Source organism: Catenovulum sediminis (assembly GCF_007289895.1).
Lineage (GTDB): Bacteria > Pseudomonadota > Gammaproteobacteria > Enterobacterales > Alteromonadaceae > Catenovulum > Catenovulum sediminis.
On record NZ_CP041660.1, the window covers coordinates 3,811,898 to 3,838,755 of the forward strand.

General features: G+C 40.0%; 21 protein-coding genes. 6 read left to right on the forward strand and 15 right to left on the reverse strand.

The genetic code is table 11. The features are described 5' to 3' along the window. Positions 1–3,489 carry a chromosome segregation protein SMC gene (gene smc, locus FNT16_RS16265; protein WP_143872574.1) on the reverse strand — a complete coding sequence of 1,163 codons (3,489 nt, stop codon included), beginning with the start codon at positions 3,487–3,489 and terminating at the stop codon, positions 1–3. Positions 3,490–3,658: 169 nt separating this feature from the next. Between smc and cysZ the strand changes: the two genes are divergently transcribed. The 3 genes from cysZ to FNT16_RS21030 all read left to right on the forward strand — a co-directional run bounded on the left by cysZ (position 3,659) and on the right by FNT16_RS21030 (position 5,408). Beyond that, positions 3,659–4,390, forward strand: coding sequence for a sulfate transporter CysZ (gene cysZ / locus FNT16_RS16270; RefSeq protein WP_185976622.1), 732 nt, complete (start codon positions 3,659–3,661; stop codon positions 4,388–4,390). 306 nt (positions 4,391–4,696) lie between these two features. Then, positions 4,697–5,134: an RrF2 family transcriptional regulator gene (locus tag FNT16_RS16275; RefSeq protein ID WP_143872575.1), complete on the forward strand. Its 438-nt coding sequence runs from the start codon at positions 4,697–4,699 to the stop codon at positions 5,132–5,134. Between the two features lie 145 nt (positions 5,135–5,279). Next, complete coding sequence (locus FNT16_RS21030; RefSeq protein WP_281281864.1) at positions 5,280–5,408, forward strand: hypothetical protein; 129 nt, start codon at positions 5,280–5,282, stop codon at positions 5,406–5,408. A gap of 102 nt (positions 5,409–5,510) precedes the next feature. Here FNT16_RS21030 and tadA read toward each other — a convergent pair whose 3' ends face one another. The 4 genes from tadA to dsbC all read right to left on the reverse strand — a co-directional run bounded on the left by tadA (position 5,511) and on the right by dsbC (position 9,644). Next, the gene (gene tadA, locus FNT16_RS16280) at positions 5,511–6,008 is read right to left on the reverse strand and encodes a tRNA adenosine(34) deaminase TadA (RefSeq protein WP_143872576.1); all 498 of its coding nucleotides are present in this window, start codon (positions 6,006–6,008) and stop codon (positions 5,511–5,513) included. 10 nt (positions 6,009–6,018) lie between these two features. Beyond that, a complete protein-coding gene (locus tag FNT16_RS16285) occupies positions 6,019–7,044 on the reverse strand; it encodes a LacI family DNA-binding transcriptional regulator (protein WP_143872577.1) in 1,026 nt (341 codons plus the stop codon). Positions 7,045–7,206: 162 nt separating this feature from the next. After that, positions 7,207–8,919, reverse strand: coding sequence for a single-stranded-DNA-specific exonuclease RecJ (gene recJ / locus FNT16_RS16290; RefSeq protein ID WP_143872578.1), 1,713 nt, complete (start codon positions 8,917–8,919; stop codon positions 7,207–7,209). A 2-nt stretch (positions 8,920–8,921) separates the two neighbouring features. Then, a complete protein-coding gene (gene dsbC, locus FNT16_RS16295) occupies positions 8,922–9,644 on the reverse strand; it encodes a bifunctional protein-disulfide isomerase/oxidoreductase DsbC (RefSeq protein ID WP_143872579.1) in 723 nt (240 codons plus the stop codon). Between the two features lie 135 nt (positions 9,645–9,779). On the opposite strand from dsbC, the gene FNT16_RS16300 reads away from it, so the two are divergent. Beyond that, the gene (locus tag FNT16_RS16300) at positions 9,780–10,232 is read left to right on the forward strand and encodes a hypothetical protein (RefSeq protein WP_143872580.1); all 453 of its coding nucleotides are present in this window, start codon (positions 9,780–9,782) and stop codon (positions 10,230–10,232) included. On the opposite strand, the gene FNT16_RS16305 is transcribed toward FNT16_RS16300, so the two are convergent. From FNT16_RS16305 to FNT16_RS16320, 4 genes are all read right to left on the reverse strand, one after another. Next, positions 10,233–11,609 carry a diguanylate cyclase domain-containing protein gene (locus tag FNT16_RS16305; protein WP_143872581.1) on the reverse strand — a complete coding sequence of 459 codons (1,377 nt, stop codon included), beginning with the start codon at positions 11,607–11,609 and terminating at the stop codon, positions 10,233–10,235. Positions 11,610–11,889: 280 nt separating this feature from the next. Next, positions 11,890–12,258 carry an MmcQ/YjbR family DNA-binding protein gene (locus tag FNT16_RS16310; protein WP_143872582.1) on the reverse strand — a complete coding sequence of 123 codons (369 nt, stop codon included), beginning with the start codon at positions 12,256–12,258 and terminating at the stop codon, positions 11,890–11,892. Continuing rightward, entirely contained in the window at positions 12,259–14,094 is a 1,836-nt protein-coding gene (locus FNT16_RS16315) for an ABC transporter ATP-binding protein (protein WP_143872583.1), read from the reverse strand. 27 nt (positions 14,095–14,121) lie between these two features. Further along, positions 14,122–14,475 carry a HopJ type III effector protein gene (locus FNT16_RS16320; RefSeq protein WP_143872584.1) on the reverse strand — a complete coding sequence of 118 codons (354 nt, stop codon included), beginning with the start codon at positions 14,473–14,475 and terminating at the stop codon, positions 14,122–14,124. A gap of 293 nt (positions 14,476–14,768) precedes the next feature. Between FNT16_RS16320 and FNT16_RS16325 the strand changes: the two genes are divergently transcribed. Both FNT16_RS16325 and FNT16_RS16330 read left to right on the forward strand, forming a co-directional pair. Further along, entirely contained in the window at positions 14,769–16,181 is a 1,413-nt protein-coding gene (locus FNT16_RS16325; RefSeq protein WP_246072256.1) for an alpha-amylase family protein, read from the forward strand. 564 nt (positions 16,182–16,745) lie between these two features. Continuing rightward, on the forward strand, positions 16,746–19,391 hold the full coding sequence (locus FNT16_RS16330; protein WP_246072503.1) for a TonB-dependent receptor: 2,646 nt from the start codon (positions 16,746–16,748) through the stop codon (positions 19,389–19,391). Between the two features lie 76 nt (positions 19,392–19,467). On the opposite strand, the gene FNT16_RS16335 is transcribed toward FNT16_RS16330, so the two are convergent. The 6 genes from FNT16_RS16335 to FNT16_RS16360 are packed head-to-tail and all read right to left on the reverse strand — an operon-like array spanning position 19,468 to position 26,734. Continuing rightward, positions 19,468–20,385 (reverse strand): sugar kinase, encoded by a 918-nt coding sequence (locus FNT16_RS16335; RefSeq protein WP_143872585.1) that lies wholly within the window; start codon positions 20,383–20,385, stop codon positions 19,468–19,470. Positions 20,386–20,403: 18 nt separating this feature from the next. Then, entirely contained in the window at positions 20,404–21,885 is a 1,482-nt protein-coding gene (locus FNT16_RS16340) for a mannitol dehydrogenase family protein (RefSeq protein WP_143872586.1), read from the reverse strand. Between the two features lie 22 nt (positions 21,886–21,907). Continuing rightward, positions 21,908–23,107: a pectinesterase family protein gene (locus tag FNT16_RS16345; protein WP_143872587.1), complete on the reverse strand. Its 1,200-nt coding sequence runs from the start codon at positions 23,105–23,107 to the stop codon at positions 21,908–21,910. A gap of 1 nt (position 23,108) precedes the next feature. Then, positions 23,109–23,867, reverse strand: a complete 759-nt coding sequence (locus FNT16_RS16350) for a rhamnogalacturonan acetylesterase (protein WP_143872588.1) — start codon at positions 23,865–23,867, stop codon at positions 23,109–23,111. Next, complete coding sequence (locus FNT16_RS16355) at positions 23,868–25,259, reverse strand: pectate lyase family protein (protein ID WP_143872589.1); 1,392 nt, start codon at positions 25,257–25,259, stop codon at positions 23,868–23,870. It abuts the gene before it with no gap. After that, entirely contained in the window at positions 25,256–26,734 is a 1,479-nt protein-coding gene (locus FNT16_RS16360; protein ID WP_246072258.1) for a glycoside hydrolase family 28 protein, read from the reverse strand. Before FNT16_RS16360 ends, FNT16_RS16355 begins: the two co-directional genes overlap by 4 nt. Positions 26,735–26,858: the final 124 nt, after the last annotated feature.

Here is a 26,858-nt window from a genome sequence, read left to right on the forward strand (position 1 = left end):
TTAGTCTAATTCAGCAAGTTCAATCGCTTTTTCAATATCAACCGCAACCATTCTAGAAACACCCGGCTCCTGCATGGTTACACCCACTAAATGTGTTGCCATTTCCATGGCAATTTTATTGTGCGAGATAAACACAAATTGCACACTTGATGACATTTCTTGAACCAATCGGCAAAATCGCCCAACATTGGCATCATCCAGTGGTGCATCCACTTCGTCCAACATACAAAAGGGTGCGGGATTAAGTCGAAATATTGCAAATACCAATGATAATGCAGTTAACGCTTTTTCCCCACCAGAAAGTAGGTGGATAGTACTATTTCTTTTACCCGGTGGTCGAGCCATTATTGTAACACCAGTATCTAACAAATCATCATCTGTTAACTCTAACCACGCAGCGCCCCCGCCAAAAACTTTTGGGAATAAGGCTTTTAAGTCACTGTTGACTGCTTCAAAAGTGTCTCTAAATTTACTTTTTGTTTCTTTGTCTATTTTACGTATCGCATCTTCAAGCGTATTAAGTGCGGCGATTAAATCTAGATGCTGTGCATCTAAATACTCTTTGCGTTGCGACTGATGTTCGTACTCATCAATTGCAGCTAAATTGATTGCGCCGAGCCGATTAATAGATTGACTGGTTTTACTGAGCTCCTGCTCCCAAGCTTGCTCTTGAGCGTCAGCAGGCAATTGCTGGGCAACTTCTCGTACATTGGTTTCTAATTCTGATAGCACTTCTATCACCGACTTTGCTCGTACTCGATAACCTTCTTGATCAATTTTAAGCTGCGCAATTTGATCTTTTAATTTTTGTGTTTCGGCCATAATGCCATGCTGATCTTTTTCCAGCACGCTAAGCTGTTCGTCAACATCTTGTAATTGCTCTTGTAGTTCAGTTTTTTCAAGCTCAGTTTGCGCTTTATCTTCTAATAATTGCTGCAACTCTATCGCGTATTCATCTAGCGGTTCATCAATTTCAATCAAACGAGCGGTTAATTCTTCTAATCTATCCTGCAGCTCTACAATTTTTTCTTGTGATAGACGAAGAGCTTGTTCGCTAGTTTGTGCTGTATGTTTGCTTTGCTCAACCTTTAATTGTAATTGATGCGTTAAGGTTTGTGCTTTTTCCTTTTTTGCTCGGGTGTCCGACACTTGGTTTTGCAAGGTGCCTCTGGTTGATTGCCCTGCATTATTTTCAGCTTCTAGCGCTAATAATTGATGTTGCTCTTCTTCAACTTCATCTTCAAGTATTTCAACTCTTTCTTCATCTATGGCTAATTGCTGTTGATTTTGTTCAATTTCAGTGGTTAATTTTTCGATTTGAGCTTGTTTAAACGCCAATTGCTGTTCAGCCGATGTTAACTCTGACTCTATTCTTGTCAGCTCATTTTTAAGCGCATACTGTTGATTGTGAAACTCACTCAATTCATTTTCTAATTGCTTTTTGTGATTATCACAGTCGTCCAATTTTTCTGTCAGAGCATCTAATTGTTGCGCCAGCATAGCGACATTTTCTGATTCTATTTGCTGCTTATGCTGCAATAAAAAAATATTATCTTGTTGCGCTTTAATCTGAATTTGCCAGTCTAGGCCACACCAATTACCACTCGAATCAACCCAACTATCTCTACCTTCCGGTAATAATGTGGGATCAAATTCAATTGCATCTTCGGTAATAGATATTTTGCCTAAAATCTGTTTAATCCCTTGCGGTGCGACCACTTTTTCAGCCAAAGTATTACGCAAATCAAGCGATCTATGGGATGAACAATTCTCACTAAATAGTGCAATGCCAATTTCATTTTTTTCTAGTGAAACCGGCACGGTTTGTTGTGTAAGTACCGCATTTGACCAGTTAGACAAAACGCTACTCACAATTTGTTCCCATCCAGTTTCGACTTCGATATGTGTAAAGACAGACCCTGAGTGCTCAATATTTTGCTGCGCCAGTAACGCCAGCATTTGGCTTTGTTTATCTTCGCTTTGATGCTTGATCAAAGCTTCAAATGAACTTAGTTGGCCTTTGCTTTGGTGCAATTGCTCGGTACACTGATTGGCTTGTAGCTGCAGGTCTCTTCGCTTCTGCTGATTAGATTGAAGTTTATCCTGCGTCTGTGCAATCTGTTCCTGTAACGTTTCGATACGAGCTTGCGTAATATGCGATTTTTCTGAAAGTTGCTCAAGGTCTGCACCTTGTTTTTCGGTAAATTCCAACAACGCTTGTTGCGCCTGTGCAATACGCTGCTGTTGAGTTGACATGATGTGCCGAATGCTTTGGCACTGCGACTGTTTAGCTTTTATAGCATTATCAAGCTGATAATATTCCCTTGCTTTTTGTTCCCAACTTTGGCTGTATTGCTGTAATTCGCCTTCTGCGATTGCCAAAGCATCTTCAATTTCAAGCAACGATTCTTGTTGTAATTCTAATTCGGGCAACAGGTCTTGCAGCATGATCTTGCTTTCTTCTACATGCTCACTATCTTGCTCTGCACGCTCGTTTAACCGAATCAGATCATCACTTAAGCGAGACTTTTCAAGCTGTAAATTTTGCTTTTTTTCTTTTTGGTGTAATAAGGTTTGTTCTATTTTGCTGATATCTTGCGCCAAACTGAAAAGTTGCTGAGTTTTATCTTCTACATTTTTTCTTAATTCAAATTGCTGTTGGCGCAATTTAATCGTTTGCGCTTCATCCCCACGCTGATGGCTTTGCACTTCTTCTAGCTTTAATTCCAGTGTTTGGATATCTGCGCCAATGGCATCCGCCTGGCCATTTAACCTTATCCAACGTAATACACTTAATTCAGCTTTTAATTTTCGTTCTTTAGCTTTGAGCTCTTTATAGCGTTTAGCGGCACTGGCTTGTCGTTGTAGCTTTTCAATTTGCTGTTGTAATTCACTTAAAACGTCCTCTAAACGCTCTAAATTATCTCGCGTATGCCTGATACGATTTTCAGTTTCTCTGCGCCTTTCCTTGTATTTTGAAATACCTGCCGCCTCTTCAATAAACAGTCTGAGTTCTTGCGGTTTAGATTCGATTAAACGGCTTATCATGCCTTGTTCAATAATCGCATATGAGCGCGGACCTAATCCCGTCCCCAAAAATAAATCGGTAATATCTTTTTTACGGCACTTAGTTCCATTAAGATAATAAGCAGAAGTGGGATCGCGATTAACAGAACGTTTTACAGAAATTTCGTTGTAATTGGCAAATTCACCTTCTATTCTGCCTTGGCTATTGTCAAAAACTAATTCTATGCTAGCTTGAGATACGGGTTTACGGGCGCTTGAACCATTAAAGATAACATCCGTCATTGCGTCGCCACGTAAATTTTTTGCTGAGCTTTCACCCAATACCCAACGTACCGCGTCAATAATATTTGATTTACCGCAACCATTTGGCCCTACAATAGCAGTCATCTGCGCCGGAAAAGGTACAGTTGTAGGATCAACAAATGACTTAAAGCCAGCTAGTTTTATTTGTTTAAGTCGCATTGCGGTTAATAAACTTCATCTAACCTTGAAAATAGAAAGATGAAACATATCAAATGAAGTTAACTTGCACAATTTTTTAGCGCAAAAACTAACATTAAAATCAGAGCTTATTTTTGATTTGTATTATTTTTATGCAAAGATAAACGTGTCGTAATTTTTAGGAAGAACCATGACTTCAGGTATTAAATTTTTCACCGATGGATTTTCACTTATTAACCAAAAAGGGATTAGGCGTTTTGTGTATATCCCACTACTCGTAAACTGCATCTTGTTTGGTGCTGCTTTTTATTGGTTAATCGGCCAGACCGACAAAATGTTAGAGTTTGCCAATAGCTGGTTGCCAGACTGGCTAGCTTGGCTAAATGTTTTAGTCACGCCCCTAATCGTGATCACATTTTTTGTTGTTTTTGCTTTTTTGTTTACCACTATTGCTAACTTTATTGCAGCGCCATTTCATGGTTTATTGGCTTCCAAAGTAGAAGAAAAGCTTAACCCCAAATTAGCCGCTAAAGCACCACAGGAATTTAAACTACTCAATGAAATAGGTCGAACTTTAAAACGTGAATGGCAAAAGCAACTTTATTTTTTACCGCGAGCGTTAGGCTTTCTATTATTGTTTTTTATCTTACCAATTGGCGGACAGATACTCTGGTTCTTATTTATTGCCTGGACAATGGCTCTGCAATACTGTGATTTTGCTTTTGACAATCACAAAGTTCCATTTTACAAGATGCGAGCGGTGTTGCGTCAGAATAAACTAAACTGTTTTGGCTTTGGCGTTATAACCAGTCTTTGCTCTATGATCCCACTCGTCAACATGATTGTGATGCCAATCGCAGTATGTGGCGCGACTAAATTTTGGGTAGAAGAACTTGCTGCGCAAACCTATAGTGAAAACTAACTTTATTCGTCAAACGTGAAGCCAAAATCTCTGAAAGGCAGAGAAGTAACGCTAAAGTTTGCTTAATTTATAATCCATGGTATCTTGTAACCAATTGTGCTTGTTTAAACACCTGCACAATTGGTTTATACCGGTTTAACTGTACTGCAACGGCGTAGTAAGTTAAATGTCTCCCCGAATAAAAGCTTGCTGGTTTCAGGCAGTGAGCCATTTGTCTGTATTGATTGTCTGCTCTGTATTGATAGGCATCGCAATACACAGACTCATTGACCCGCTACTAGTCAGTTTATTTTAAGTGTTTTTATCATGCAATTAACTAGATTTACGGATTATTCGCTGAGAACTTTAATATTTCTCGCAGAAAAACCGCCCGGCTTTAAAGTTTCTTTAGGGCAATTGGCTGAGTTTTTCAATATGAACCTGAACCACTTACAAAAAGTAAGTCAGAAATTAGTGCAGCTTGGATATATAGAATCCAGCCGTGGCAAACAAGGTGGGATCAGTTTGGCTGTCGACAGTACCTCTGTTACATTGGCGGATATTGTCAGAAAAATGGAACCGGCGCTTGAGCCAGTAGATTGCGACGGAACACTCTGTCCGATTAGGACCTCTTGTAATTTACGAGGGGTATTTGCTGAAGCAGCAAACAGTTTTATGCAAGTGTTGGAAAGTAAAACACTGGCAGATGTTGCATACACAGGGCCCGGTAAATTTGACGACCTGTTAGTACTAGAAGCTGTGTAAGGCGATGCGAATGCTTTCAAAGCAGATACTTTTGAAAGCATTCAGTACAAACAATATTTTAAAAAAGTTGAACCAGCTAGTAATCAATCTGTCATAAAGACATGTTTAACTGTTTTAAATTTTAAAATCAAAAAGAGGAAAATAAATGACCACAAGACGTAAAAAAATGAACAGCACCAGTAGACGTAAAAACATGCTTAAGAAAATCCATAACAAAGTTATTAGCCGTCGTAAAAGCTTTGCTTATATTCAAATGGACGAAGCAGGCATGTAACAAGTCATTACTCTCGTTTTTTAGGTTATGTAGCCTAACCTGAAATTTCGAAAGTTATGACTTCCCCTCTAACGCAATCGTATTTAAAGCCTTCTCTTTCGCTTAATTCTCTTTTAACTTCTTTTTAGCTTCTTTAATCTGCTTTCTTCGCATTCGAAAAAAAGCGGATAATTTATCTCCGCACGCTTGCGCTAAAATTCCAGAAGTGATTTTCACCTTGTGGTTTAACAGCTCATGGTTCGCCAAATTCATGATAGAACCACAAGATCCGGTTTTATAATCAGAAGCACCAAAGATCACCTCTTCAATGCGGCTATGTACAAGCAAACCTGCACACATAAAACAAGGTTCTAAAGTAACATACAGCCGACATCCAACCAGTCTGTAATTCTCTAAAATCTGACCCGCTCGGCGAATTGCTAACATTTCAGCATGCGCAGATGGATCATTGCCTGTAATCGATAAATTGAATGCAGAAGCAATTAGCTTGTTGTCTTTTACAACAATGGCACCAACAGGAATTTCGCCTATCTTCTGTGCTTCGTCTGCCAATAGCAATGCTTGTTGCATCCAATATTCGTGAGAATAACAGTCTGACATAATTTACTTTCTAGCCGCAGCCGCACGACTTACGGACAATCAGTTTAGCCGGTGTTAAAGAAGCCTTTACTTCAACGCCATGAATCAGGTTAACCAAAGACTCTATTAATATTTCGCCGGCTAATTTTGTGTTTTGCTGTATGGTGGTTAAAGGTGGATTGGTAAAATGCGAAATAGGTATATCATCAAAACCTACTACCGCAATATCGTCCGGTACTTTAAGCCCATTTTCTTGAAAAGCTCGCATTGCTCCAATCGCAATCATATCTGAAGCGCCCATAACCGCATCAATTTGAATATCCTTTTCTAATAGCTTTTTACCGGCTACAAAGCCTGACTCTTCAGTTGAAATGGCTGAAATCTGACATTCACTGCGCACATCTAAGCCAGCTTCTTGGATGGCTTTACAGTGTCCCTGATAGCGAGCCCAAAATTCAGGTGCAGACTCTGTCGCATCACCTAAAAACGCAAAGTGTTTACGCCCCAATGCAATTAAGTGTTGGGTTGCGAGGTAGCCACCTTGAAAATTATCACAGCCAAATGAAACGCCGGGTTGATCTTCTGCAACTGAACCATAACGAACAAAATGCGTACCTTGCTCATACAGTTTTTTGAGCTTTTCAGCGTAATCTACATAATCACCATACCCCAGCAAAATAATGCCATCCGCTTTTGATGCATCTTCATAATCAGCATGCCAATCGTCACTCAGTTGCTGAAAGGAAACTAATAAATCATATCCTTTGCGAGCCGCAGCACGCGTGATACTACCCAGCATTGAAAGAAAAAATGGGTTAATCAGCGAATCATCTGTGGTTGGATCTTCAAATAACAATAAAGCTAACGTGCCGGTATGTTGAGACCTTAAATTACTGGCATTTTTATCCACTTTATAATTTAACTCTTTGGCAATTGCCTGAACGCGCTTGCGGGTTTCTTCATTTACCAACGGACTGTTTCTTAACGCTCTTGAAACCGTAGATTGAGAAACACCAGCCTGATACGCTATGTCAAATGAAGTTGCTCTTTGCTTCATATTACCTCTTATCTCAAAACACCAACTACATGGCAGGAATATCCAATTGGGTTATATGTCAGTCCATGACTCGTAAAAATGAATGACTATTCAGAAGTTTATACGACATTTTGAAACTTTGGACGACTTTTTTGCATAAAATTTACAAAATATGCAAAAAAGTTAATCCGCTCGCTGACAGGTATGTATCATTAGCTGAACATTAGTGTTGCCCCGGAAATGATTTACGTCAAGACTGAATACAGCATGCAATTTTTGCGCGCCGTTTGGTTGCCAAAGATCTGGGTTAAAATTAAACCAAATGGCATCTAACACCACGCCGCTACTGTGCTGTAAAACAAATTTGATATGTTTTTCCTGCAATACTCTTTCTTGCACAACGACAAATTTATCATCAAACATTGGCTGCTCGAAACACTGACCCCAAGGCATCGCACTTTTTAACAATTGAGCCAGTTCAACAGAATATTCGTCAGCGTTTAACCCACCATCAGACAAACATTGATTCAAGAATATATCTTGAGGGGCTATTGCTTTAACGGTTTGATCAAATATATGTTTAAAGTCGTTGAGCTGATCTTTACCAATAGATAATCCAGCCGCCATCGCGTGGCCACCAAACTTACTAATTAAACCGGGATGTTGGGTATTCATCCGCTCTAATGCATCACGAATATGAAAACCGGGAATTGAACGGCATGAACCTTTTAAATTAGTATCATCATCTTCGGCAAATATAACGACAGGCCTGTGATATCTTTCTTTAATGCGGCCGGCCAGGATGCCTATTACGCCCTGATGCCAGTCATCCTGATAGAGACATATACCAAAAGGTAGATTATCTAAGCGAATGGATTTAAGCGTATTTAAAGCTTCGTGCTGCATGCTAAGCTCGATAGCACGACGCTCTTGATTAAGTTCATCTAAACGCGCCGCTAAATGCATCGCTTGAGTATAATCTTTGGCTAACAGACAACTGATCCCCAGCGTCATATCATCCAACCGCCCTGCCGCATTTAAACGTGGTCCAATTGCGAAACCAAAATCACTGGAAACTATGCTTTTAAAATCACGTTTACTTACATCCAATAAAGCTTTTATGCCGGGCCGGCAATACCCTTTACGAATACGATTGATACCTTGTTGCACCAATATTCGATTAATATCATCCAGTGGAACAACATCGGCAACAGTTCCTAAAGCAACTAAATCTAATAAGGTCGCTAAATTAGGTTCGGCAATTTTCTGTTGGGTAAAATAGTCTTGTTTTCGCAAAAACGCTCTGAGTGCCAACATTAGGTAAAAGGCAACACCGACACCAGCAATATTTTTACTGGGAAACTTACAATCTTTACGGTTTGGATTTACGATTGCATCTGCTATCGGCAGTTTATCGGCTGGAAGGTGGTGATCGGTCACAATCACTTGCATGCCTAACGATTTAGCTTTAGCGACGCCAGCAAAACAGGCAATACCGTTATCAACAGTGATCAGTAATTCAGCGCCCAATTGATGCGCCATATCAACTAATGGCTCACTTAAACCATACCCAAAATCAAAACGGTTAGGAACTAAAAAATCGACATACTTTGCGCCAAACTCTTTCAGTGCAGTAACAGAAAGCGCGGTGCTTGTTGCTCCGTCCGCATCAAAATCACCGATCACAAAAATACGTTTTTGCTCAACAATTGCTTTATGCAATATTGAAACTGCATTGTCGATATCGGCTAAATTTGGTTTTTCTAGACGTGCTAAAGATAAATCTATCTGCTGCTGCTCTATTCCACGATGGGCAAGCACCCTGCGTAAAACAGGATGCATATGAGTGGGTAAACTTGCGGGGTCTTGCGCAGGGTTTCGTCTAACAATGCGCATTCTTATCCTTCAAGCACTTTTAACATATCCGCAGGCGGACGATACCCGGGTACCAAGGTACCATCTTTTAAGATAATCGCGGGTGTACCCGTAACACCACTTTGCGCACCAAAATTGTATTGCGCTTCAACATTATTCTCACAACTTTTTGCAACCACTTTGCCTTGCAGTTTTGCATCTGTCATCGCTTGTTTTGGATCGTTTGCACACCATACGCTAACCATATCGTTATACGACTGGCTCGCAACACCGCCTCGCGGGAAAGCCAAATATTTAACAGTAATACCTAATGCATTATATTCGTCAATTTGCTGGTGTAATTTGCGACAATAACCACAAGTAATATCCGTAAATACATTAATAACGTGTTTTTCATTTTTGGCTTTGTAGGTAATCATATCACCAGAAAACTGGTTTAACTGTTGCTGACGAACACCCGACAAAATCACCTCAGATTCATTTCGCATATTTTGTTTAACGTTAAACAAACTGCCATGAAATAAATATTCACCATTATCACTGACATAAAACAAGCCTTTGTCAGTTAACACACCTGACATGCCCTGCACGGGGATATCAATGATATCTTCTACTTTTAAACCTAATCGATTTTCAACTGAATTTTTTATAGCTTTAGTGTCCGCTTCAGCAGATACTAAAGAAGGCATTTGTATACCAAGTGCCAACAATGCGATACAAGCGCGCTTAAACGTTTTATTTAACATAGAACTTCTCTGATTTTTTGAACTCAGTATTATTGACCGAGAATGAATCGCAAAAGTTACAGGGGAATCGCTTTTTTTTCAATTGTAATTTTTGATTGATAAAATAATAAGCCTTTAGCATTTTAGGAAACCATTATGTATAAACAATTCAAAATTGTAGTGATAAGCCTCTCAGTGCTTATGTCAGGCCAAGTATTAGCAGCTGAAAAAGAAGATGAAAAGTCATGGTGGGACAACGTGACTGAATATGTATCTGATTTTTGGCAAGACAGCGAACCACAACGAGAAGCCGTTGAAGAAGGCACCAGCAAAGCCTTTGATAAAGCAAAAGAAACAGGCCGTGACGTAGCCGAAAAAACGCGTGAAACCTCAGAAAAAGTCTGGCAAAAAACTAAAGAAAAATCATCTGAAGTTTGGGATAAAACCAAAGAAACCAGCGCAGAAGTGGCTGAAAAAACTAAAGAGAAATCGTCTGAACTTTGGGATAAAACCAAAGAAACCAGTGCCGATGTAGCAGATAAAACAAAAGAAAAATCTGCCGAGTTGTGGGAAAAAACAAAAGAAACAGTAGAAGATTTAAAAGACTAACTAAATGGCCGCATACATCTGAAATTGATTGCGGCCTTTATCTTTCGCACGATACATTGCCTGATCAGCACACACAAAAAGCGACTCAATATCGTTGGCATCACCGGGACAAAAAGCAATACCGATACTCACACCTATTTGCACCGTTTCACTAGATAATTGAATTGGCTGCGCCAATTTTTCAACTACTTGATTAGCAACACGTGCTATATCAGTCATATTTTTTAGACCACACATAACAACGGTAAACTCATCTCCGCCCAAACGCGCGACGACATCTTCGTTACGAACCACTTTTTTTAAGCGCGCAGCAACAATCTTAAGTAAGTTATCCCCTTCTGAGTGACCTAACTTATCATTTACCTCTTTAAACATATCTAAATCTAGATACATCAGTGCAACTTGACTATTGTGTTCTGGCGAATAGCTAATCAACTTTCGTAATTTATCGTATAAAAAACGACGATTTGGCAAGCCAGTTAAAGAATCGAAATTAGCATGCTGCCAAATCATTCTTTGAGCTTCTTTTTTTTCAGTAATATCTGAAATGGAGCCCACTATACGCTTCGCGACATTAGCAGCATTACGGGTCGCTTGCCCGGCCAGATGAAACCAACGGTAGTCACCTCGGTTGGTTTTTATACGGCATTCAATATCTAAAATGTTTGAGTTTGATTGCAAATGTTGCTGCAAACATAATTCAAACTCTTCTTTATCTTCTTCGTGTACCCTGTTTTGTATAAATTCAAAACCTTGCGGTAATTCTTTTCCTTGAAAACCTAATAGATTTTTAAAAAATGAAGAGTAATAAGTATGGTTTTTATCGATTTTCCAATCCCACAAACCGACATTTGAACCTTTAATTGCAAGGTCGAGCCGCTCTTCACTTTCAACTAAAGCCGTTTGAGCATGTATTCTGACAATTAATTGGCCAACCACACTACTGTACACTTTGACTAAATCTAACTGCGAATCACTCAGCGGTTTTTGCTGTAATAAATTGTCTATAAAAAACCAGCCTAAACAATCATCACCATCAAATATTGCCGCCTGTATCAACCACCCTTGCCCAACGGGCTGGTTTTTATCATACAAGGCTGTATTGAAATCGACTTTAATCTTTGCGTCGTTGGGTGACATAATCAAATGGCTGGCTAGCGGAAAACGAAAACCATGTTCGTCTTGCTCTTGCCCACTTGGGTCAGTCCCCCAAGTGCAGACTTGCTGTTTTTTTTCAGCATCATAAAGCAACAAACCAGCCCGATCGAACCCTAAAGTTGTGCGCACCTGTGCGACCGCTTCACGAATAAGTGAATCGAAACTTGTAGCTTGTTTTAATTTTTCAATCGCATTATATAAATCTATAAGATCTGACATACAAAAAACTGATCTGAAAACTCGAATTAAAAACAGTGTCTTATTGGAAGACTATCATAAAAACGGATTACAACAACAAAATAAAAACACTTTAATAACAACACGCAGTCCTCGTTAACTAATCCGCAGGTACTTATAATCGTTAAAACAAATAAAAGCTCGCCCAATGCAAGTTAGATTTTTAGCTTGCACAATTAGCTAAATTTAAACAAAGCTGGTGAACGCGGTGTGATGTGCCGCGTTATTAACAAGACGAGATAATGTGTCGCTGATGCAACAATTACAGATGCAAAGCAAGCGAGGCCTGTTCTTTTTTTGTCAGTTTACTGACCACCAGCTGATAAGAATGGTCAATCATTCGCGTAATTTCGCCCTCTGGAATTGAGCCATCTAGAATAATGGTATTCCAGTGTTTTTTATTCATGTGATAACCGGGTATGACGCTTGCAAAAATATCGCGCAGCGCAATGGCTTGCTGCGGTTCGCATTTTAGATTCATATTGTAATGCGCATCCAGGGCGCCAAGCTTGCCATAGGACAAGGTTGCAAACATTTTGTTTTTAACCTTGTATACGGCAACATCAGGCCCGAATGGATATTCTCTGACGGCGGCAGGCTTAGCTATTAATAACGTATGCCATTGTTCCATTTATTCATCCGTATCTACACCAATAAATCCACCGGTTTGATGCGCCCAAAGTTGGGCGTATATGCCGCCATGTTCAATCAGTTGTTGATGGCTACCCTGCTCTACAATTTGTCCTTTATCTAATACCACTAAGCGATCCATAGCGGCAATGGTAGATAAACGGTGTGCTATCGCAATAACCGTTTTACCTTCCATCAACTTATATAAACTATGCTGAATGGCGGCTTCAACTTCCGAATCTAAAGCAGATGTTGCTTCATCTAATACCAGTATAGGCGCATCTTTTAATAATACGCGTGCAATTGCAATACGCTGACGCTGCCCACCACTGAGTTTAACACCACGTTCACCGACTTGCGCATCGTAGCCTTCACGGCCTTCCATATCGCTCAGTTGCTGAATAAAATCATGCGCTTCGGCTTGTTGGGCGGCAGAATATAAATCCGCGTCACTGGCATTATTACGGCCATACAAAATATTTTCTTTCACTGAGCGGTGCAACAGTGAAGTATCCTGAGTTACCATGCCAATTTGCGCGCGCAAACTTTCTTGCTCTACGTCTTTTATATTTTGCCCGTCGATTGAAATAGAGCCTGATTGGATATCATAAAATCGCAGCAGCAGGTTAACTAAAGTCGATTTACCAGCTCCCGAACGTCCCACTATGCCGACTTTTTCCCCCGCTCGAATGTCTAAATTTAGTCCCTTAAAAACTTCTACTTGACCATATTTAAAATCAACATCTTTAAAATGAATATGGCCTGAGGTCACGTTAAGCGGTTTTGCGCGCGCCTTGTCTTGCACTTCTTTAGGTTTAGACAAGGTTCGCATGCCATCTGTCGCGGTGCCGATATTCTCAAATAATGAGCTCACTTCCCACATTATCCATTGTGACATACCGTTTAATCGTAACGATAAACTCACCGCAACCGCTATCGCACCAACGGTTATTAAACTATCTTTCCATAACCAAATTGACATAAATGCAACCACAAACAATAAAATGTAATTGCTAATTTGCACACTCGATATCATGCCGGTTGCCAAGCGCATTTGCCAATAAACGGTTTTTAAAAAGCCGGACATGCCAGATTTTGCGTATTCGGCTTCTTGTTGTGTATGCGCAAATAACTTAACTGTGCTGATATTTGTGTAACTATCTACGATACGGCCTGTCATATCCGCACGCGCGTCAGCTTGCACGGTTGATGCTTTTTTAAGTCTGGGGATAAAATAAAGTTGTATGATTATATAAGCGGCCAGCCAGACAAACATTGGAATCGCTAAGCGCCAATCGGCCTGTGCAATAAGCACCAGCATACTTAAAAAGTAAACCAGCACATAAACAAACACATCCAGCAGTTTCATCACACTTTCGCGTACAGCAAGTGCGGTTTGCATGACCTTAGTAGAAATTCGGCCGGCAAATTCATTTTGAAAAAATGAAACGCTCTGGCCTAACAAATACCGGTGTGATTGCCAGCGAATGGCCATTGGATAATTACCCAATAAAGTCTGATGAACAATAACCGCGTGCAACCAAATTGTCAGCGGCGCTATCACTAAAATCAGCACCGTCATAAAAATCAGATGATTGCCGTTTTGTGCGAAAAAATCTTGCGGACTAGATGTCGAAAGTAAATCAACCAGTTGTCCTAAATAAGCCATCAAATAGGCTTCAATCACAGCTAAACCCGCCGTTAACGCCGCCATGAGAGATAAATGCAGCCCAATGCCTTGGGTATAATGCTGGCAAAACGCAAATAAAGTTGAAGGCGGCTGGGTCGGCTCTTCAGGTGGAAAAGGCTTAATCAGTTTTTCAAAAAATTTATACATAAAGTCCGCAGATAGTTATCAATAATATTAAGGGGTTATTTTTTGCAATGCTTTTGCAGAAAATTCGATCCCCTTCCATCCTGTTTTCATAAAGTTACGAATATTCTGGTGGTCGCTCCCAGTTGGATTCAACAATACATCTTTACGGTAATAATCACCAAAAAGTTGCAATGTTTGTTCTGGCGATAAAGCGTGTAATTGAGCAAAAGCGAAAACCTTACAAGAGCCGGAATTCTGTCCAGCTTCGTTGTGTAAACTACCATTGTTAAATGAAGTCGGGATGAATGTGTAATTCGCTTCAATCGCCTCAATAACATCGCTAAAAGTGACAGCTTCAGGCGTTGTTTTTAATTGCGCTAGTATTTCTGATTCTTTAGACATAATAAATCTCTTCGAAAAATGCGCATTGTACCTTAAATAATAAGTCTTGTTTACACTAGATATTAATTCATACGATAACGCCCTTGTAGCTAAAAAAAGTAACGTTAAGCGCTCTCAAGATTTTGTAAACACTTCGTAAATTAATAATTAATGCATACGTATGCAGGGCGTAGACATAAAATATTTTTTACATTAGTGTAACAAACAACACAAAAAACCGACGATATGGACATTGCAAGATACACAACCGAAATCAATTAAAACTTACACTCACACAACAAATTAGGAAGCGAATGATGTCGAAAAAATCACTTGTTAAAAAGGTCAGTGCATTCGCGCTGGCGACTTCAAGCATTTTATCATGTCAGGTTAATGCAGAAACAATTTTACATGCATTTAACTGGACTTACGACGAGGTTGAACAAAAGGCACAGGAAATTGCCAACTTAGGTTATAAGAAAGTTTTAGTTTCACCGGCTTATAAGTCGTCAGGCTCAGAGTGGTGGTCAAGATATCAACCCCAAGATTTACGGGTTATTGATAGCCCGTTAGGGGATACAAATGATTTTAAAGACATGATAAATGCACTGAGTGCACATGGCGTTGATGTATATGCTGATATCGTGCTGAATCATATGGCGAATGAATCTTGGAAACGCTCAGATCTGAATTACCCCGGCACAGATGTACTTAACGAATATGCCGCCAATTATAACTATTACAATTCGATCAAATTATTTGGTGACATTAATTATAACTATTTAGGTGCAGGTGATTTTCATCCGGCGGGTTGTATCACGGATTGGAATGATCCCGGTCACGTACAATACTGGCGTTTATGTGGTGGTAATGGTGATACAGGTTTGCCAGATTTAGATGCAAATAACTGGGTTGTAGAGCAGCAAAAAAGCTACCTTCAGGCACTTAAAAATTTAGGCGTAAAAGGGTTTCGTGTTGATGCTGCTAAACATATGACTAACTATCATATCAATGCGGTATTTACCTCACAGATTAAACAAGGTATGCATGTATTTGGAGAAATCATAACATCAGGTGGTTCGGGTGATGGCAGTTATGATAATTTTCTTGCCCCCTATTTAAATGAAACAGATCACGCTGCATATGACTTTCCATTATTTGCGCAAATGCGCAGTGCATTGGGTCCGGGTGGTTCCATGAACCAACTGGTTGATCCGGGCGCTTATGGTCAGGCACTGCCAGGATACCGTGCTGTAACCTTCTCGATCACGCATGATATCCCAACCAATGATGGTTTCCGCTATCAAATTATGGACCCGACTGATGAATATTTGGCCAACGCCTTTATTCTCGGCCGTGATGGTGGTGTACCTATGATTTATTCAGATCATAACGAAAGTAACGACGGCAACCGTTGGGTTGATATGTATAAACGCAATGACGTTGCTGGCATGGTTAAGTTCCACAATGCAACCGATGGTCGCTCTATGGAAATTTTAAATTCAAACGACTGTATCATTTTGTTTAAAAGAGAACATGTTGGCGTGGTTGGCATTAACAAGTGTGGATCTGGGCAAGATGTTTGGGTGAATACCTCAGATGCAGGTTTATGGTGGTATAGAACTTACAGAGATACGCTAGATGGTAGCAGCACTCAGTATATCACCTCTACATGGCACAAATTCTATTTACCAGCTAGACAAGCTCGTATGTGGTTAATGGAGTAGCCCTGACCTTCCCTTTTAAATCTAATTTTACGACCCTCTTGCTCTCCCCTTAGAGTTTTCAAAGGGGGTTGTAAAAAATGAAATCCCTTTCTAAACATACAAACGAACTTAAATCAACGAAGCGCATATTAATAATATAGTACATGGGTGAACTATATTTATATGCTGAACGTCAGCTAAAGTATAACCCACTCTATTTAATATTACTATATCATCTTTGAACTTGATATTTAGATTAACCACCTTTGAGCTATCACCTTTATATGTAAAAACCAAACAGTCAGAACATTTACCAGGCAATTAATTTAAAAAAATGTAAAATTTACTATTGCCACCGGTAGCAATTATATATTATCTTAACCTAATTGAAATAAATTGAGAACGAAACATTTCAATTAATTAGGCATTACTTTACCGTAAGAATAAATATGCCACCGGTAGCATACTATACACATACCAAGGAGATTAAAGATGCAAAGCACTTTACGTAATAGAAAAGGCACAACCAATCAGCGTATTCTAAAAAGAACCAAGCTAATGAGTTGTTTAAGTTTAATTTTAGGCATGCATGCTTTGCCGACTGTACACGCACAAGAATCAGCAGAAGATGTGGAAACCATTGAAGTAAAAGGTTTCCGTGCATCTTTAAACAAATCGCTGGCGACAAAAAGAGTATCGGTTAACGCAGCAGAATCAATTGCCGCCGAAGATATAGGTAAATTTCCGGATTTAAATATTGCAGAATCTCTGCAGCGTGTGCCGGGTGTTGCGATTAGTCGAGAAGGCGGTGAAGGCCGACAAATTACATTACGTGGTTTAGGGCCGGATTTTACCCGTTCAACTTTAAATGGCATGGAAGTACCCGCCAGTACAGATGGTACTGATTCAGGCGGCGGCGTAAATGGCGGCCGTGCGTTTGATTTTAACGTATTTGCCTCAGAACTATTTAATCGTGTTGATATTCAAAAAGCCCCGACCGCAGCAATGGAAGAAGGCGGTATCGCCGGTACAGTTGACATGTATTCTGCCAAACCATTTGATTCGCAGGGTTTTCATGTTTCAGCATCAGCACAAGGCGGATACAACGAATTAAGCAAAGAGGTTGACCCTAGGTTTGCGTTTATGATCAGCAATACATTTGCTGACGACACCATTGGTGCCTTGTTTTCTATTGCGAGTTCTAAACGAAATGTACGGCAAGAGGGTTTTGGGACCGTTCGCTGGACCACGCCAGTCAAAGACGGTGGCGGTATTTTTGCCGATACATCGGCAACTCAAGTGGAAGGTACACCCAATGTCGGTAGCTGTACAGTCCAAGAAGGGGAAGTAGAAGTTGACGTCGATCCAATCAATTGTTTATGGACCCCTCGCCTGCCTCGCCCAGATTTCTTTGGTAACGAGCAAGAGCGTTTAGGTTTTACGGGCTCATTACAGTATGCACCAACAGATGATTTGTTAGTCACATTTGATATGCTGCAATCGACCTTAGACAATAAGCGTACTATGTATAATTTCTTTGAAATGTTCAGAAGTACGTTTGATGAAATCACCCCAGTGTCTATTAAAGTACATCCTAACGGGCGCCAAGTATTAGCAGGCACGTATGATGGAATGAACTCCAGAATTGAAAGTCGCCAGCAAATTTCTGAAACCAAGTTTAAACAATACGTATTATCTGGTCGATATCATTTAAGTGATTACCTGACCTTAAATGCGATGGTGGGTACAGCAGAATCTGACGCCCGTTCAGAGCAATACCGTTACAACATGACAAACTCAACCGATCACAGGTTTAGTTTTGATTTCAGTAAAAACGCCAATAACCCAGAATTAGATTATGGTTACGACATCAACGATGAGAGCATGTACAACTTAGTAGATGGTCGTTTACGGGCAACTGATGTATTACGCGAAAATGATACTGCAAAATTAGATCTTAGTTATGATATGGGTGACTACATTATTAAAACAGGGCTCGCCTTTAATGATCGCAGTGTTGCTTATGCTGAAGAGCAAATAAACGGATTTGCAGATCAAGATTCGGCTGTTGGTTATACAGAAATGCTACCTTACGATGACTTTGGCAATGGTTTTGATGGAGGTTTGCCACGCTTTATCGTCGCTGATTTCGCTAAAATCGAATCAACTATCTTAGAAAAAAACTGGACGCCAAGAAGTGAACAGAGCTGGTTAGTACAAGAAGAAACACAAGCGGCGTATGTGCAGGCCAACACAGATTTTGATATTGGCTCTATGTTACTGCGTACAAACTTTGGTGTGCGTTATGTTAAAACCGAAACCACATCAACTGGTTTTATTCAAACGGATCCTGTCACGGTTGGTAACAGTTATTCAAATGTCCTACCCGCGATTAACTTAGCGTTAGATGCAACTGATGAAATTGTATTGCGTTTGGGTATTTCAAAATCAATGACGCGTCCTGGCTTAAGCTCGCTAAACCCAGGGAATCCATCTTTTTCTTATGCCAATTCATCGGTTAGCGCAGGTAACCCCAAACTCGATCCGTTTGTTTCAAACAATGCCGATTTAAGTTTTGAGTGGTATTTTGACAGCGAAGCACTATTTGCCGCGACAATATTTACCAAAAACATTGAAACTTACATCAAAACCGATAGTGAAGAAAAATTTGTTGACCCGGTTTATTATCCATTTATTGACAGTGATCCACAATACGATCCAAGCTTAGCGCTTGATCCAAGAGAGGTAAAATACACCCATAACACGCCATTAAATGTAGGTGGAATAAACATCAATGGCTATGAACTTATCTATCAGCAACCGTTCACTTTTCTACCTGAGCCATTTAACGGTTTTGGCATAGTTGCTAACTATACAAAAGTTTCAACCGGTGAGGACATTACTGATTTATCGGAAAACTCCTACAACCTAACTTTTTATTACGAGCAAGAATCCTTTGGTGCAAGAATTTCGGCAAATACACGTGATGATTATATTACCGATTATACTGGCAGTAACGGCAATAAAGAGCACGGTACAACCGGGCCAACTCATCTTGATTTATCGGCATTTTACAATGTCACAGATAATATTACCGTGACCTTTGAAGCCATTAACTTAACCGATGAATATGAAAGACTCTACACGACAGGTGATGGTGATTTAAACTTAATGCGAGAATATAACCACACTGGAACTCAGTTTTTCTTAGGTGCTCGTTTTAATATCTAGTCACTAGGCAAAAACAAAAACCGCCGGCAATACCGGCGGTTTTATTTATTATGGGTTTAACCATTAGATAAATGAACTAATCTAATTTTTGCAAATTTTCCAATGGAATGATTGCACCTTTGTGCTGGATCACCGTGCCTGCTGTTTTGGCTGCAAACTGGACAGAGTCTGCAATTGATTTACCTTTTAAACGGGCAGCTAAAAAACTGCCATTAAAAGAGTCACCAGCAGATGTTGTATCTACCACATTTTGGACAGGCGTCACTTTATGCTCTTGGTATTCACCGTTTATTGCAGAATAAACAGAGGCAGGACCGTTTTTAACAATCACTTCAGGGCAGTTAAATGGTTGCAAAAAGGTTTTGACAGACTCGATATCTGCACAACCGAATATCGCATCTAAGTCTTCGATACCGGGTAATAACAGATCACAACAAGCTAAAGCTTTACGGTATTGCGCTTGATAATCCCGTCCTTGCCACAATGCAGCACGGAAATTTGGATCAAAGGCAATTTTAACGCCTTGTGCTCTGAGCTCTTCGAGCATTGACCAAAAATCATCTAAATCTTGCTGCTGGATAACCGCTAGACTAATGCCTGAATAAAACAAATAATCAGCTTGTTTAAGCTGCTCGATTGCGTCTGCTTGTTTAATCGCAGAAATGACGCGTTTGGCCGCTGAATTGTCACGCCAGTAACTAAAGCTGCGCTCACCTGAGTTATCTATTGAAATCATATACAAACCGGGCATGTACTGAGGCAACTGAAAACAAAGGTCGGTATTCAAAGACTCGTTGACTAAAAAGTTGCGTAATTTATCGCTCATTTTATCTTCGCCAACCGCCGTTACATAACTGACATCTGCTGTCGAATTTAAACGCTTTAAATACACCGCCATATTTAAGGTATCGCCCGCAATACCTTGTTTGTAATTATCATCACTTGCAGGTGCGAGCTCTATCATGGCTTCACCCAAACACATCACTTTTACCATTTAATATCCTTGCACTAATTATTGAGGCAAGACACAGCGAATATCATCCGCTGTTAGCACCTGCCTGTAACTTTCTGTGATGTATTGTACCACCAGAGGATTTTCAACCAAGTGTTTTGGTAATAATCCTTCTGCATATATAAACAAAGCGACATCCTGCGCTGCATTTCCAGTAAAACTTTTTGCCAATTCTAATAATTGTCGCGCTTTAGGATCGTTTAATTGTTCCGTATCATCTGCTGAAAGTTTAGCTTTGTTAGCAACAAATTTAATCCAGGCTGCGACAACAAAATACAATGCATTATTAGTACGCTGATTGTTTAAATTATCATTGATAGGCTCTAAGGTTCTAACCGGAATTTTAATTGAACCATCACAAGCGATTTGCTCTAACAAATGACGAATTTTTGGATTTTCAAAACGCGCGATAATGTCCCGTGAATATGCGGTTAAATCTAAACCTGCTGGTGCGTCTATTGTCGGAATAATCTCTTCATCTACCAACTTGATTAAAAATGCTTTTAAACGACTATCACTAATGGCTTGATAGACGGTTTCATAACCACATAAACGACCAATATAAGCTAAAGCAGAATGCAGACCATTTAAAATTCGAAGTTTCGTATGCTCAAAACCATTCACATTTGATGTAAATATTACCCCAACGGATTGCCAGTCAGGTTTATCGCCGGTTAAACAATCTTCAATAACCCATTGATTAAACCCCTCTCTTTGCACTGGGGCTAAATCGGTTAAACCAGTGGCGGATTCTACCAAAGCTAACGTTTTATCTTCTGTGTGCGGTGTAATACAGTCAACCATAGTATTTGGAAACTGCACGTTACTGGCAATCCAACCCGCTAATGCTTGTGAATAAAAACCGGCTAACTGAACCACGCCGCGTTTTAATTTTTCACCGTTGGCCGGCAAATTGTCACAGGCTATGACATTAAATGGCGCAACCGATTTTTCCCATCGAATGGCCAGCGCCGCAACTATCATACCTAAAGCCGATTTGGGTTGAGTCGGGTTTTGAATGTCATGCTGAATGATTTCCAGCTCTGTATCCAACTCGCCTGCAGAATTTAAACAATATCCTTTTTCTGTAACCGTTAAAGACACCAGCTTAGTGTCTGCATCAGTCATTCTAAAAAGCACTTTATCCAATTGATGGGCGGCAACCAATACCTCTTTTAACGCGCCCACAATTTGAAATTCGTCTTGTTTATCGGTCACGGCAACGGTATACAAACCATCCTGAGCTGCTAGTTTTTGTTGTAAATCAGCATTTCGCATACTTACACCACAAATACCCCAGTCACCTCCCTGCTCGTTCATAACTTTTTCCGTATACAAAGCTTGATGCGAACGATGAAATGCCCCTAACCCCAAATGAACAATGCCAATTTTACAAGTGTCTCGGTTGTATTTCGGTAACAATACATTGGGTTTATTTTGGCTGTTTTGTAGTTTAATTAAACTACTTTGGTCTAATCTCATAATTTTTCTCTCATCTAACAGATTACTCTTGTGAAATACTCGGCTGCCAGCCACCTAACAGCTGTTCAAGCGTGTAATAGTGCGCAACTTCTTGATCAGTTAATTGCCTGCGTTTATGGTTTTGAGATGCCCCCGGCCCGCTATTTTTATATTCAAAAAAACGCGCACTTTCGGGTTTAAACTCATCTTTTTGACCTTTCACTCGACTGGTGCCTCGCATCGATGCCCAACCATTAAGACTAATATGTGCATCCATATAGGTATTAATGTAAACCGCTTTACCTATCGCATTTGGGTTTGCGTATCGACCATCATGAAAGGTTGTGGTGGGATGCCACGGGCGCCCTAAAGGCACTGAGTTATCAGGTACATTTGGCTCACGTAGCAAACGACAATTTAAAAAGGTAAAACCATAAGGTTGTGTAATTAAGGTACTGGGCGCGGTGACATATCCGCTATACTTTGTTTTTTTATAACGTGCACGTGAAATGATATCGGTTTCTGTAAAAACCACATTTCCTTTACCAAAAATAAAATCGACATGACCAAAAATTTTACTGCGGTAAAAATAACTGCGCCCAGCATCGGCATATAAGGTATCTTGATAACCGAATAAACTGACATTTTCAAAACTGTTTTTATCTGCCTGACCTGCGATTTTTAACGCGACGGCTTGCTCTCCCCCAACCTTATTCTCATCCGTTTTATCAAGTTTTTCATTAGCCGGATAATCAAAACCATTCTCAATGCTGAGGTTTTTAAGCTGAATATTTTTTGCGGTGATCGAAAAAGTTGCGGTGCGAAAAGTGCCGTATTTTTCAAGACCATTTGGCATTAACTTACCGGCATATAAATCGTATGTAATTAACGTTTGAGCAGGTTCTTCATGAGCGCCTTGCCCTTCAATAGTAATGTTATTTTTATCAACCACCACTCTTTGATAATAGCGTCCGGCAGTAATAAGTATTTGGTAACGTTTATTTGAACGCTCGTTAATGACAGGTGCATCGTCTATTGCCTTTTGAATATCATGATAGACTGCGACACCTTTTGTTATCCATGCCTGTTTTTTCTGTTCAGAAGAAACATCTGACTGAATAACAACGGCGTCCGGTAACCTTTTTAATGGGTTAGCTACACCCGCATTGTGAGGAATCGCGCAGCTTTGCAGGCACAAAACAAAAGTGACAATGAATAATAACTGGATTTTGATAACCGCCATATTAGAAAAGCTCCGGTGCGATTTGTTTTAAATCCTCGACGACCAAAGACACAACTTCATCCGCGCCCCAAACCGATAAATGCGTTCTATCACTAACACCATTTGGATACGCCGCATATTCGCCTGGCGCGTAAAACAAAAATAACTTTTTACTTTTTTCAGGGCCAAGTGTTTCATATAAAGTTTTCGTTTTTTGATTTAAGGCGATAACAGGGACTGACAGTGTTCTGCCTAATTCATGCATGGCTTTAGGGTAATCGCCAAGGGTAAGAAATAGTTTGCCGTTTTGAGAAAATTTATATCGATTGATTGAAGTGACTAACACCGGATTTGCCCCCGCTTGTCGAGCGGCATTAATATACTGAGTTAAATAATCCCGATATGTATTATCCGGATCGGTAAAACGATTATTCGTTGTTTTTTGGTCATTATGGCCAAATTGAATTAACAAATAATCACCTTGCTTTATTTGCTCTTTAACCTTGTTAAAATGACCTTCTTCTATAAAGCTGCGTGAGCTTCTGCCAGAGACAGCCGCATTGACGACCTCTACACCATCCGCTAAATGATTTTGCAAACGCATCGCCCAACCTGTTCTTGGATAACGCTCAGGTTTGTAATAACTTGCGGTAGAGTCGCCCACCACAAATACTCGAGGTGAATTTTCTTTTACCGGTTGTTGTATTGCGCAGGCTGATATCGCGAATAAAGATAAAACAACTAGCCAAAGTCTAAATCGCGATGACTTTAAAAATGACATTTAAAAAGCTCCTAAATAATCAATATATTGCTGCACAGGCGGTACGCCTTTTATCAAGTTACCGGAAAACTCCGCCATCCAAGTATCAGCAATCCCATCTTTGTTTTTATCTTGATAAGCACTAAATTGCGTAAATTGTTTTTCGTATTCAGGCCAGTTGTTGATGACATCTAATTCAGTATCGATAATACCTTTATTCCCCTTGCCGGCACTGCCATTAGCTATCTCTCGCAAGATTCGATTATCTACAGAATCAACAAATACACCTGTAAAATTACGGTTTGCGCCAATTTCTTTATTGACGATTAGATTAACGTAAGCATCTGTTGCAGCAATAGTGGGATAATAAAACCCATTGTGCGTCGCTAACGCTGTTTTTACAGGGTTATCCTGAATAATTGACAAGGGCTCATCTTTTGACATTTTGGAAGAAAATTTCAGGCCTCGTAAATTATTATTAGTGATTTTTTCAGCTCCGAAAAAGTAATTACCTTCGATATAGGCTTGTGTTTTATTTACCCCATCTTTAACCGGGAAAAATTCAAAAATACGCTCTGGCCCGGCTGCCGGCCCTAGTTTAAAATAATTGTTAAGCAAGTTAAAACGAGCATTTTCGCCGCCATATGCACTTTTATTCTGCCAGTTATAAATGACATTATTGACAAGCTCAACATATGCCTCACTTTGTGCAAATTGGGGTTTTAAGCGGTAACCATTAATGCGTGGCGTGCGGCTGGTATGGTGGGCTATCACATTATTAGCAAAACTTGCGCCACTGCCACCCCAAATACCACCATAACCGTGCTGACCTTTTTTATGACCCGCATCATTTAAACTTTCAGAAATAATACTGTATTGTAAAGTAAAGTATCGGTTGTTATAAAAGCTTGCGGTTTCGTCTACTCCCCAGCTAAAAGAACAATGATCAATAATCACGTGATTCACATTGCGGGCAGAAAATGCATCTTCATCCGCAACGGAATGCCCCAATCTGAAACGCAGATAACGAATAATAACCTGATCGGTTGATAATCCGGTTGTCTGGCCCGCAATCACAATTCCACCTGGCGAGGTTTGTCCTGCAACTGTGATATAAGGGTTGTTAAATTTAAGTGGTTTCTTCAGCTGAATAACGCCGGATACATTAAAAACAACAATCCGTGGTCCTTTACTTTCAACCGCGTAACGCAAAGTCCCTTTAATCGGTGTTTTCGTATAATCCGCTAATGAGTCAACCACATAAACCTGACCGCCATATCCACCTTGGGTATAACGGCCAAACCCTTTCGCTTCAGGAAAAGCCAAACGGCTTTCCTGACTCAATGACCATGTTGAAATACTCAACAATAAACAAATGAATAGTCCTTTATTTATTGTAGAAATATTCCTCATACCAACTCCTTAATCAGCGCACCACCCACTTTCACATTGTTAAGTTTTACATCACTGACGTTTTCAATCTGACTTTGTTTTTCAACTTTTTTAATCTCTACATCCGTTAAGGTAATACCGGAAATTGGGGTATGGGGATAACCGCGAATAACAAACGCGCGCTGCGCTTCTTCTACCACTAAGTTTTGAATATTGATGTTTTTAAGCTCGGGTTTAAACTGACCTACATCGCCTTCTTCATAGTAAAAATTTACCACAATGGCATCTTTTACTTTACCGATATGAATATCCCGGTAATTTAAATTTTCTAATAAACCACCCCGAATCGAGTTGGTTTTAATGCGAATACCACGCGCTAAATCAGGGCTGCTCATTTCACAATTTTGCGCGTATAAGTTGCGAACACCACCGGATATCTCACTACCAATCACAACGCCGCCGTGACCTGCTTTCATTTGGCATTTATCAATTACGATGTTTTGACAGGGTACAGCGACTCGTCGGCCATCCGCATTACGACCCGATTTTATTGCGATACAATCATCGCCTGTATCAAACACACAATTTTCAATTAACACGTCTTTACAGGCTTCGGGATCACAACCATCCGAGTTCGGTCCATAACTGTCACAATGCACATCTCTAATGGTTACGCTGGTACATAAAACCGGATTCAACAGCCAAAATGGTGAATTTTTAACAGTGACGCCTTCAATTAATACATTGGTACACAAATACGGCTGGATAAAGGGTGGGCGCAAATAGTTTTGTTCAAATACACGTTGCTCTACTGGTACCTGATCTTCGGCCATTTGCCTTAAAACATCGCGCGTATGTTTTTGATTTTCTACTTCGCTGATCGTCCAGTCTGCTTTTTTCCATTTGCCTTTCCATGGCCACCAGTGATCATTACTTCCGCCACCTTCTAATGTGCCTTTACCGGTTATCGCAATATTGTTTTTCTTGAATGCATAAATAAGAGGCGAATAACCGATCAATTCAGTGCCTTCCCAACGTGTGAATACATAGGGTTTATAACGCTCTGGCTCAGGAATAAATGCTACAGTTGCACCTTCACTAATATGTAGCTCGATATTCGATTCGAGGTGAATAGGACCGGTTAAATATTCACCTTGCGGCACCACAATACGTCCCCCTCCCTCTTTATGTGCTGCAGCGATTGCATCTTTAAAGGCCTGTGTATTATCAAACTGACCATCACCTTGTCCGGTATAATCTGTTAAAACAAAATCCCGATTTGGAATTTTGGGCAACTGAATACGCGCTTTTATCCGTTCAACATTTTTATCCCATTGCTTTTTACTGATCGGCGCATCTTGGTTAGCGATTCCCTGTGCTGCGGTTTCGCCCGCATCAGACATCAATGATTCGCCGCAAGCGGTTAGGTTCAACAAGCTTAAAGTGGCCGCACCATAACTTACGTTTTTTATTAAGTCTCTTTTTTTAATATCCATCCAACTCACCTTTGAAAGTTTAACAATTAAAACTACGCCACCGGTAGCAATAATTCAAATACACAATAGAAACAAGCTGCATTTAAAGCTTGTTTGTATCTGTTTAGCTTGGTATTCATTCAAA

What these genes read in the sequence shown, in the direction of transcription:
- FNT16_RS16300 (WP_143872580.1), top strand. Translation starts at nt 9,780, where the DNA reads ATGTATAAACAATTCAAAATTGTAGTGATAAGCCTCTCAGTGCTTATG.
- FNT16_RS16345 (WP_143872587.1), bottom strand. Translation starts at nt 23,107, where the DNA reads ATGGCGGTTATCAAAATCCAGTTATTATTCATTGTCACTTTTGTTTTG.
- FNT16_RS16315 (WP_143872583.1), bottom strand. Translation starts at nt 14,094, where the DNA reads ATGTATAAATTTTTTGAAAAACTGATTAAGCCTTTTCCACCTGAAGAG.
- FNT16_RS16325 (WP_246072256.1), top strand. Translation starts at nt 14,769, where the DNA reads ATGATGTCGAAAAAATCACTTGTTAAAAAGGTCAGTGCATTCGCGCTG.
- FNT16_RS16285 (WP_143872577.1), bottom strand. Translation starts at nt 7,044, where the DNA reads ATGAAGCAAAGAGCAACTTCATTTGACATAGCGTATCAGGCTGGTGTT.
- FNT16_RS16320 (WP_143872584.1), bottom strand. Translation starts at nt 14,475, where the DNA reads ATGTCTAAAGAATCAGAAATACTAGCGCAATTAAAAACAACGCCTGAA.
- FNT16_RS16360 (WP_246072258.1), bottom strand. Translation starts at nt 26,734, where the DNA reads ATGGATATTAAAAAAAGAGACTTAATAAAAAACGTAAGTTATGGTGCG.
- FNT16_RS16335 (WP_143872585.1), bottom strand. Translation starts at nt 20,385, where the DNA reads ATGGTAAAAGTGATGTGTTTGGGTGAAGCCATGATAGAGCTCGCACCT.
- FNT16_RS16310 (WP_143872582.1), bottom strand. Translation starts at nt 12,258, where the DNA reads ATGGAACAATGGCATACGTTATTAATAGCTAAGCCTGCCGCCGTCAGA.
- FNT16_RS16355 (WP_143872589.1), bottom strand. Translation starts at nt 25,259, where the DNA reads ATGAGGAATATTTCTACAATAAATAAAGGACTATTCATTTGTTTATTG.
- FNT16_RS16275 (WP_143872575.1), top strand. Translation starts at nt 4,697, where the DNA reads ATGCAATTAACTAGATTTACGGATTATTCGCTGAGAACTTTAATATTT.
- smc (WP_143872574.1), bottom strand. Translation starts at nt 3,489, where the DNA reads ATGCGACTTAAACAAATAAAACTAGCTGGCTTTAAGTCATTTGTTGAT.
- FNT16_RS16330 (WP_246072503.1), top strand. Translation starts at nt 16,746, where the DNA reads ATGCATGCTTTGCCGACTGTACACGCACAAGAATCAGCAGAAGATGTG.
- recJ (WP_143872578.1), bottom strand. Translation starts at nt 8,919, where the DNA reads ATGCGCATTGTTAGACGAAACCCTGCGCAAGACCCCGCAAGTTTACCC.
- FNT16_RS16305 (WP_143872581.1), bottom strand. Translation starts at nt 11,609, where the DNA reads ATGTCAGATCTTATAGATTTATATAATGCGATTGAAAAATTAAAACAA.
- FNT16_RS21030 (WP_281281864.1), top strand. Translation starts at nt 5,280, where the DNA reads ATGACCACAAGACGTAAAAAAATGAACAGCACCAGTAGACGTAAAAAC.
- tadA (WP_143872576.1), bottom strand. Translation starts at nt 6,008, where the DNA reads ATGTCAGACTGTTATTCTCACGAATATTGGATGCAACAAGCATTGCTA.
- cysZ (WP_185976622.1), top strand. Translation starts at nt 3,659, where the DNA reads ATGACTTCAGGTATTAAATTTTTCACCGATGGATTTTCACTTATTAAC.
- FNT16_RS16350 (WP_143872588.1), bottom strand. Translation starts at nt 23,867, where the DNA reads ATGTCATTTTTAAAGTCATCGCGATTTAGACTTTGGCTAGTTGTTTTA.
- dsbC (WP_143872579.1), bottom strand. Translation starts at nt 9,644, where the DNA reads ATGTTAAATAAAACGTTTAAGCGCGCTTGTATCGCATTGTTGGCACTT.
- FNT16_RS16340 (WP_143872586.1), bottom strand. Translation starts at nt 21,885, where the DNA reads ATGAGATTAGACCAAAGTAGTTTAATTAAACTACAAAACAGCCAAAAT.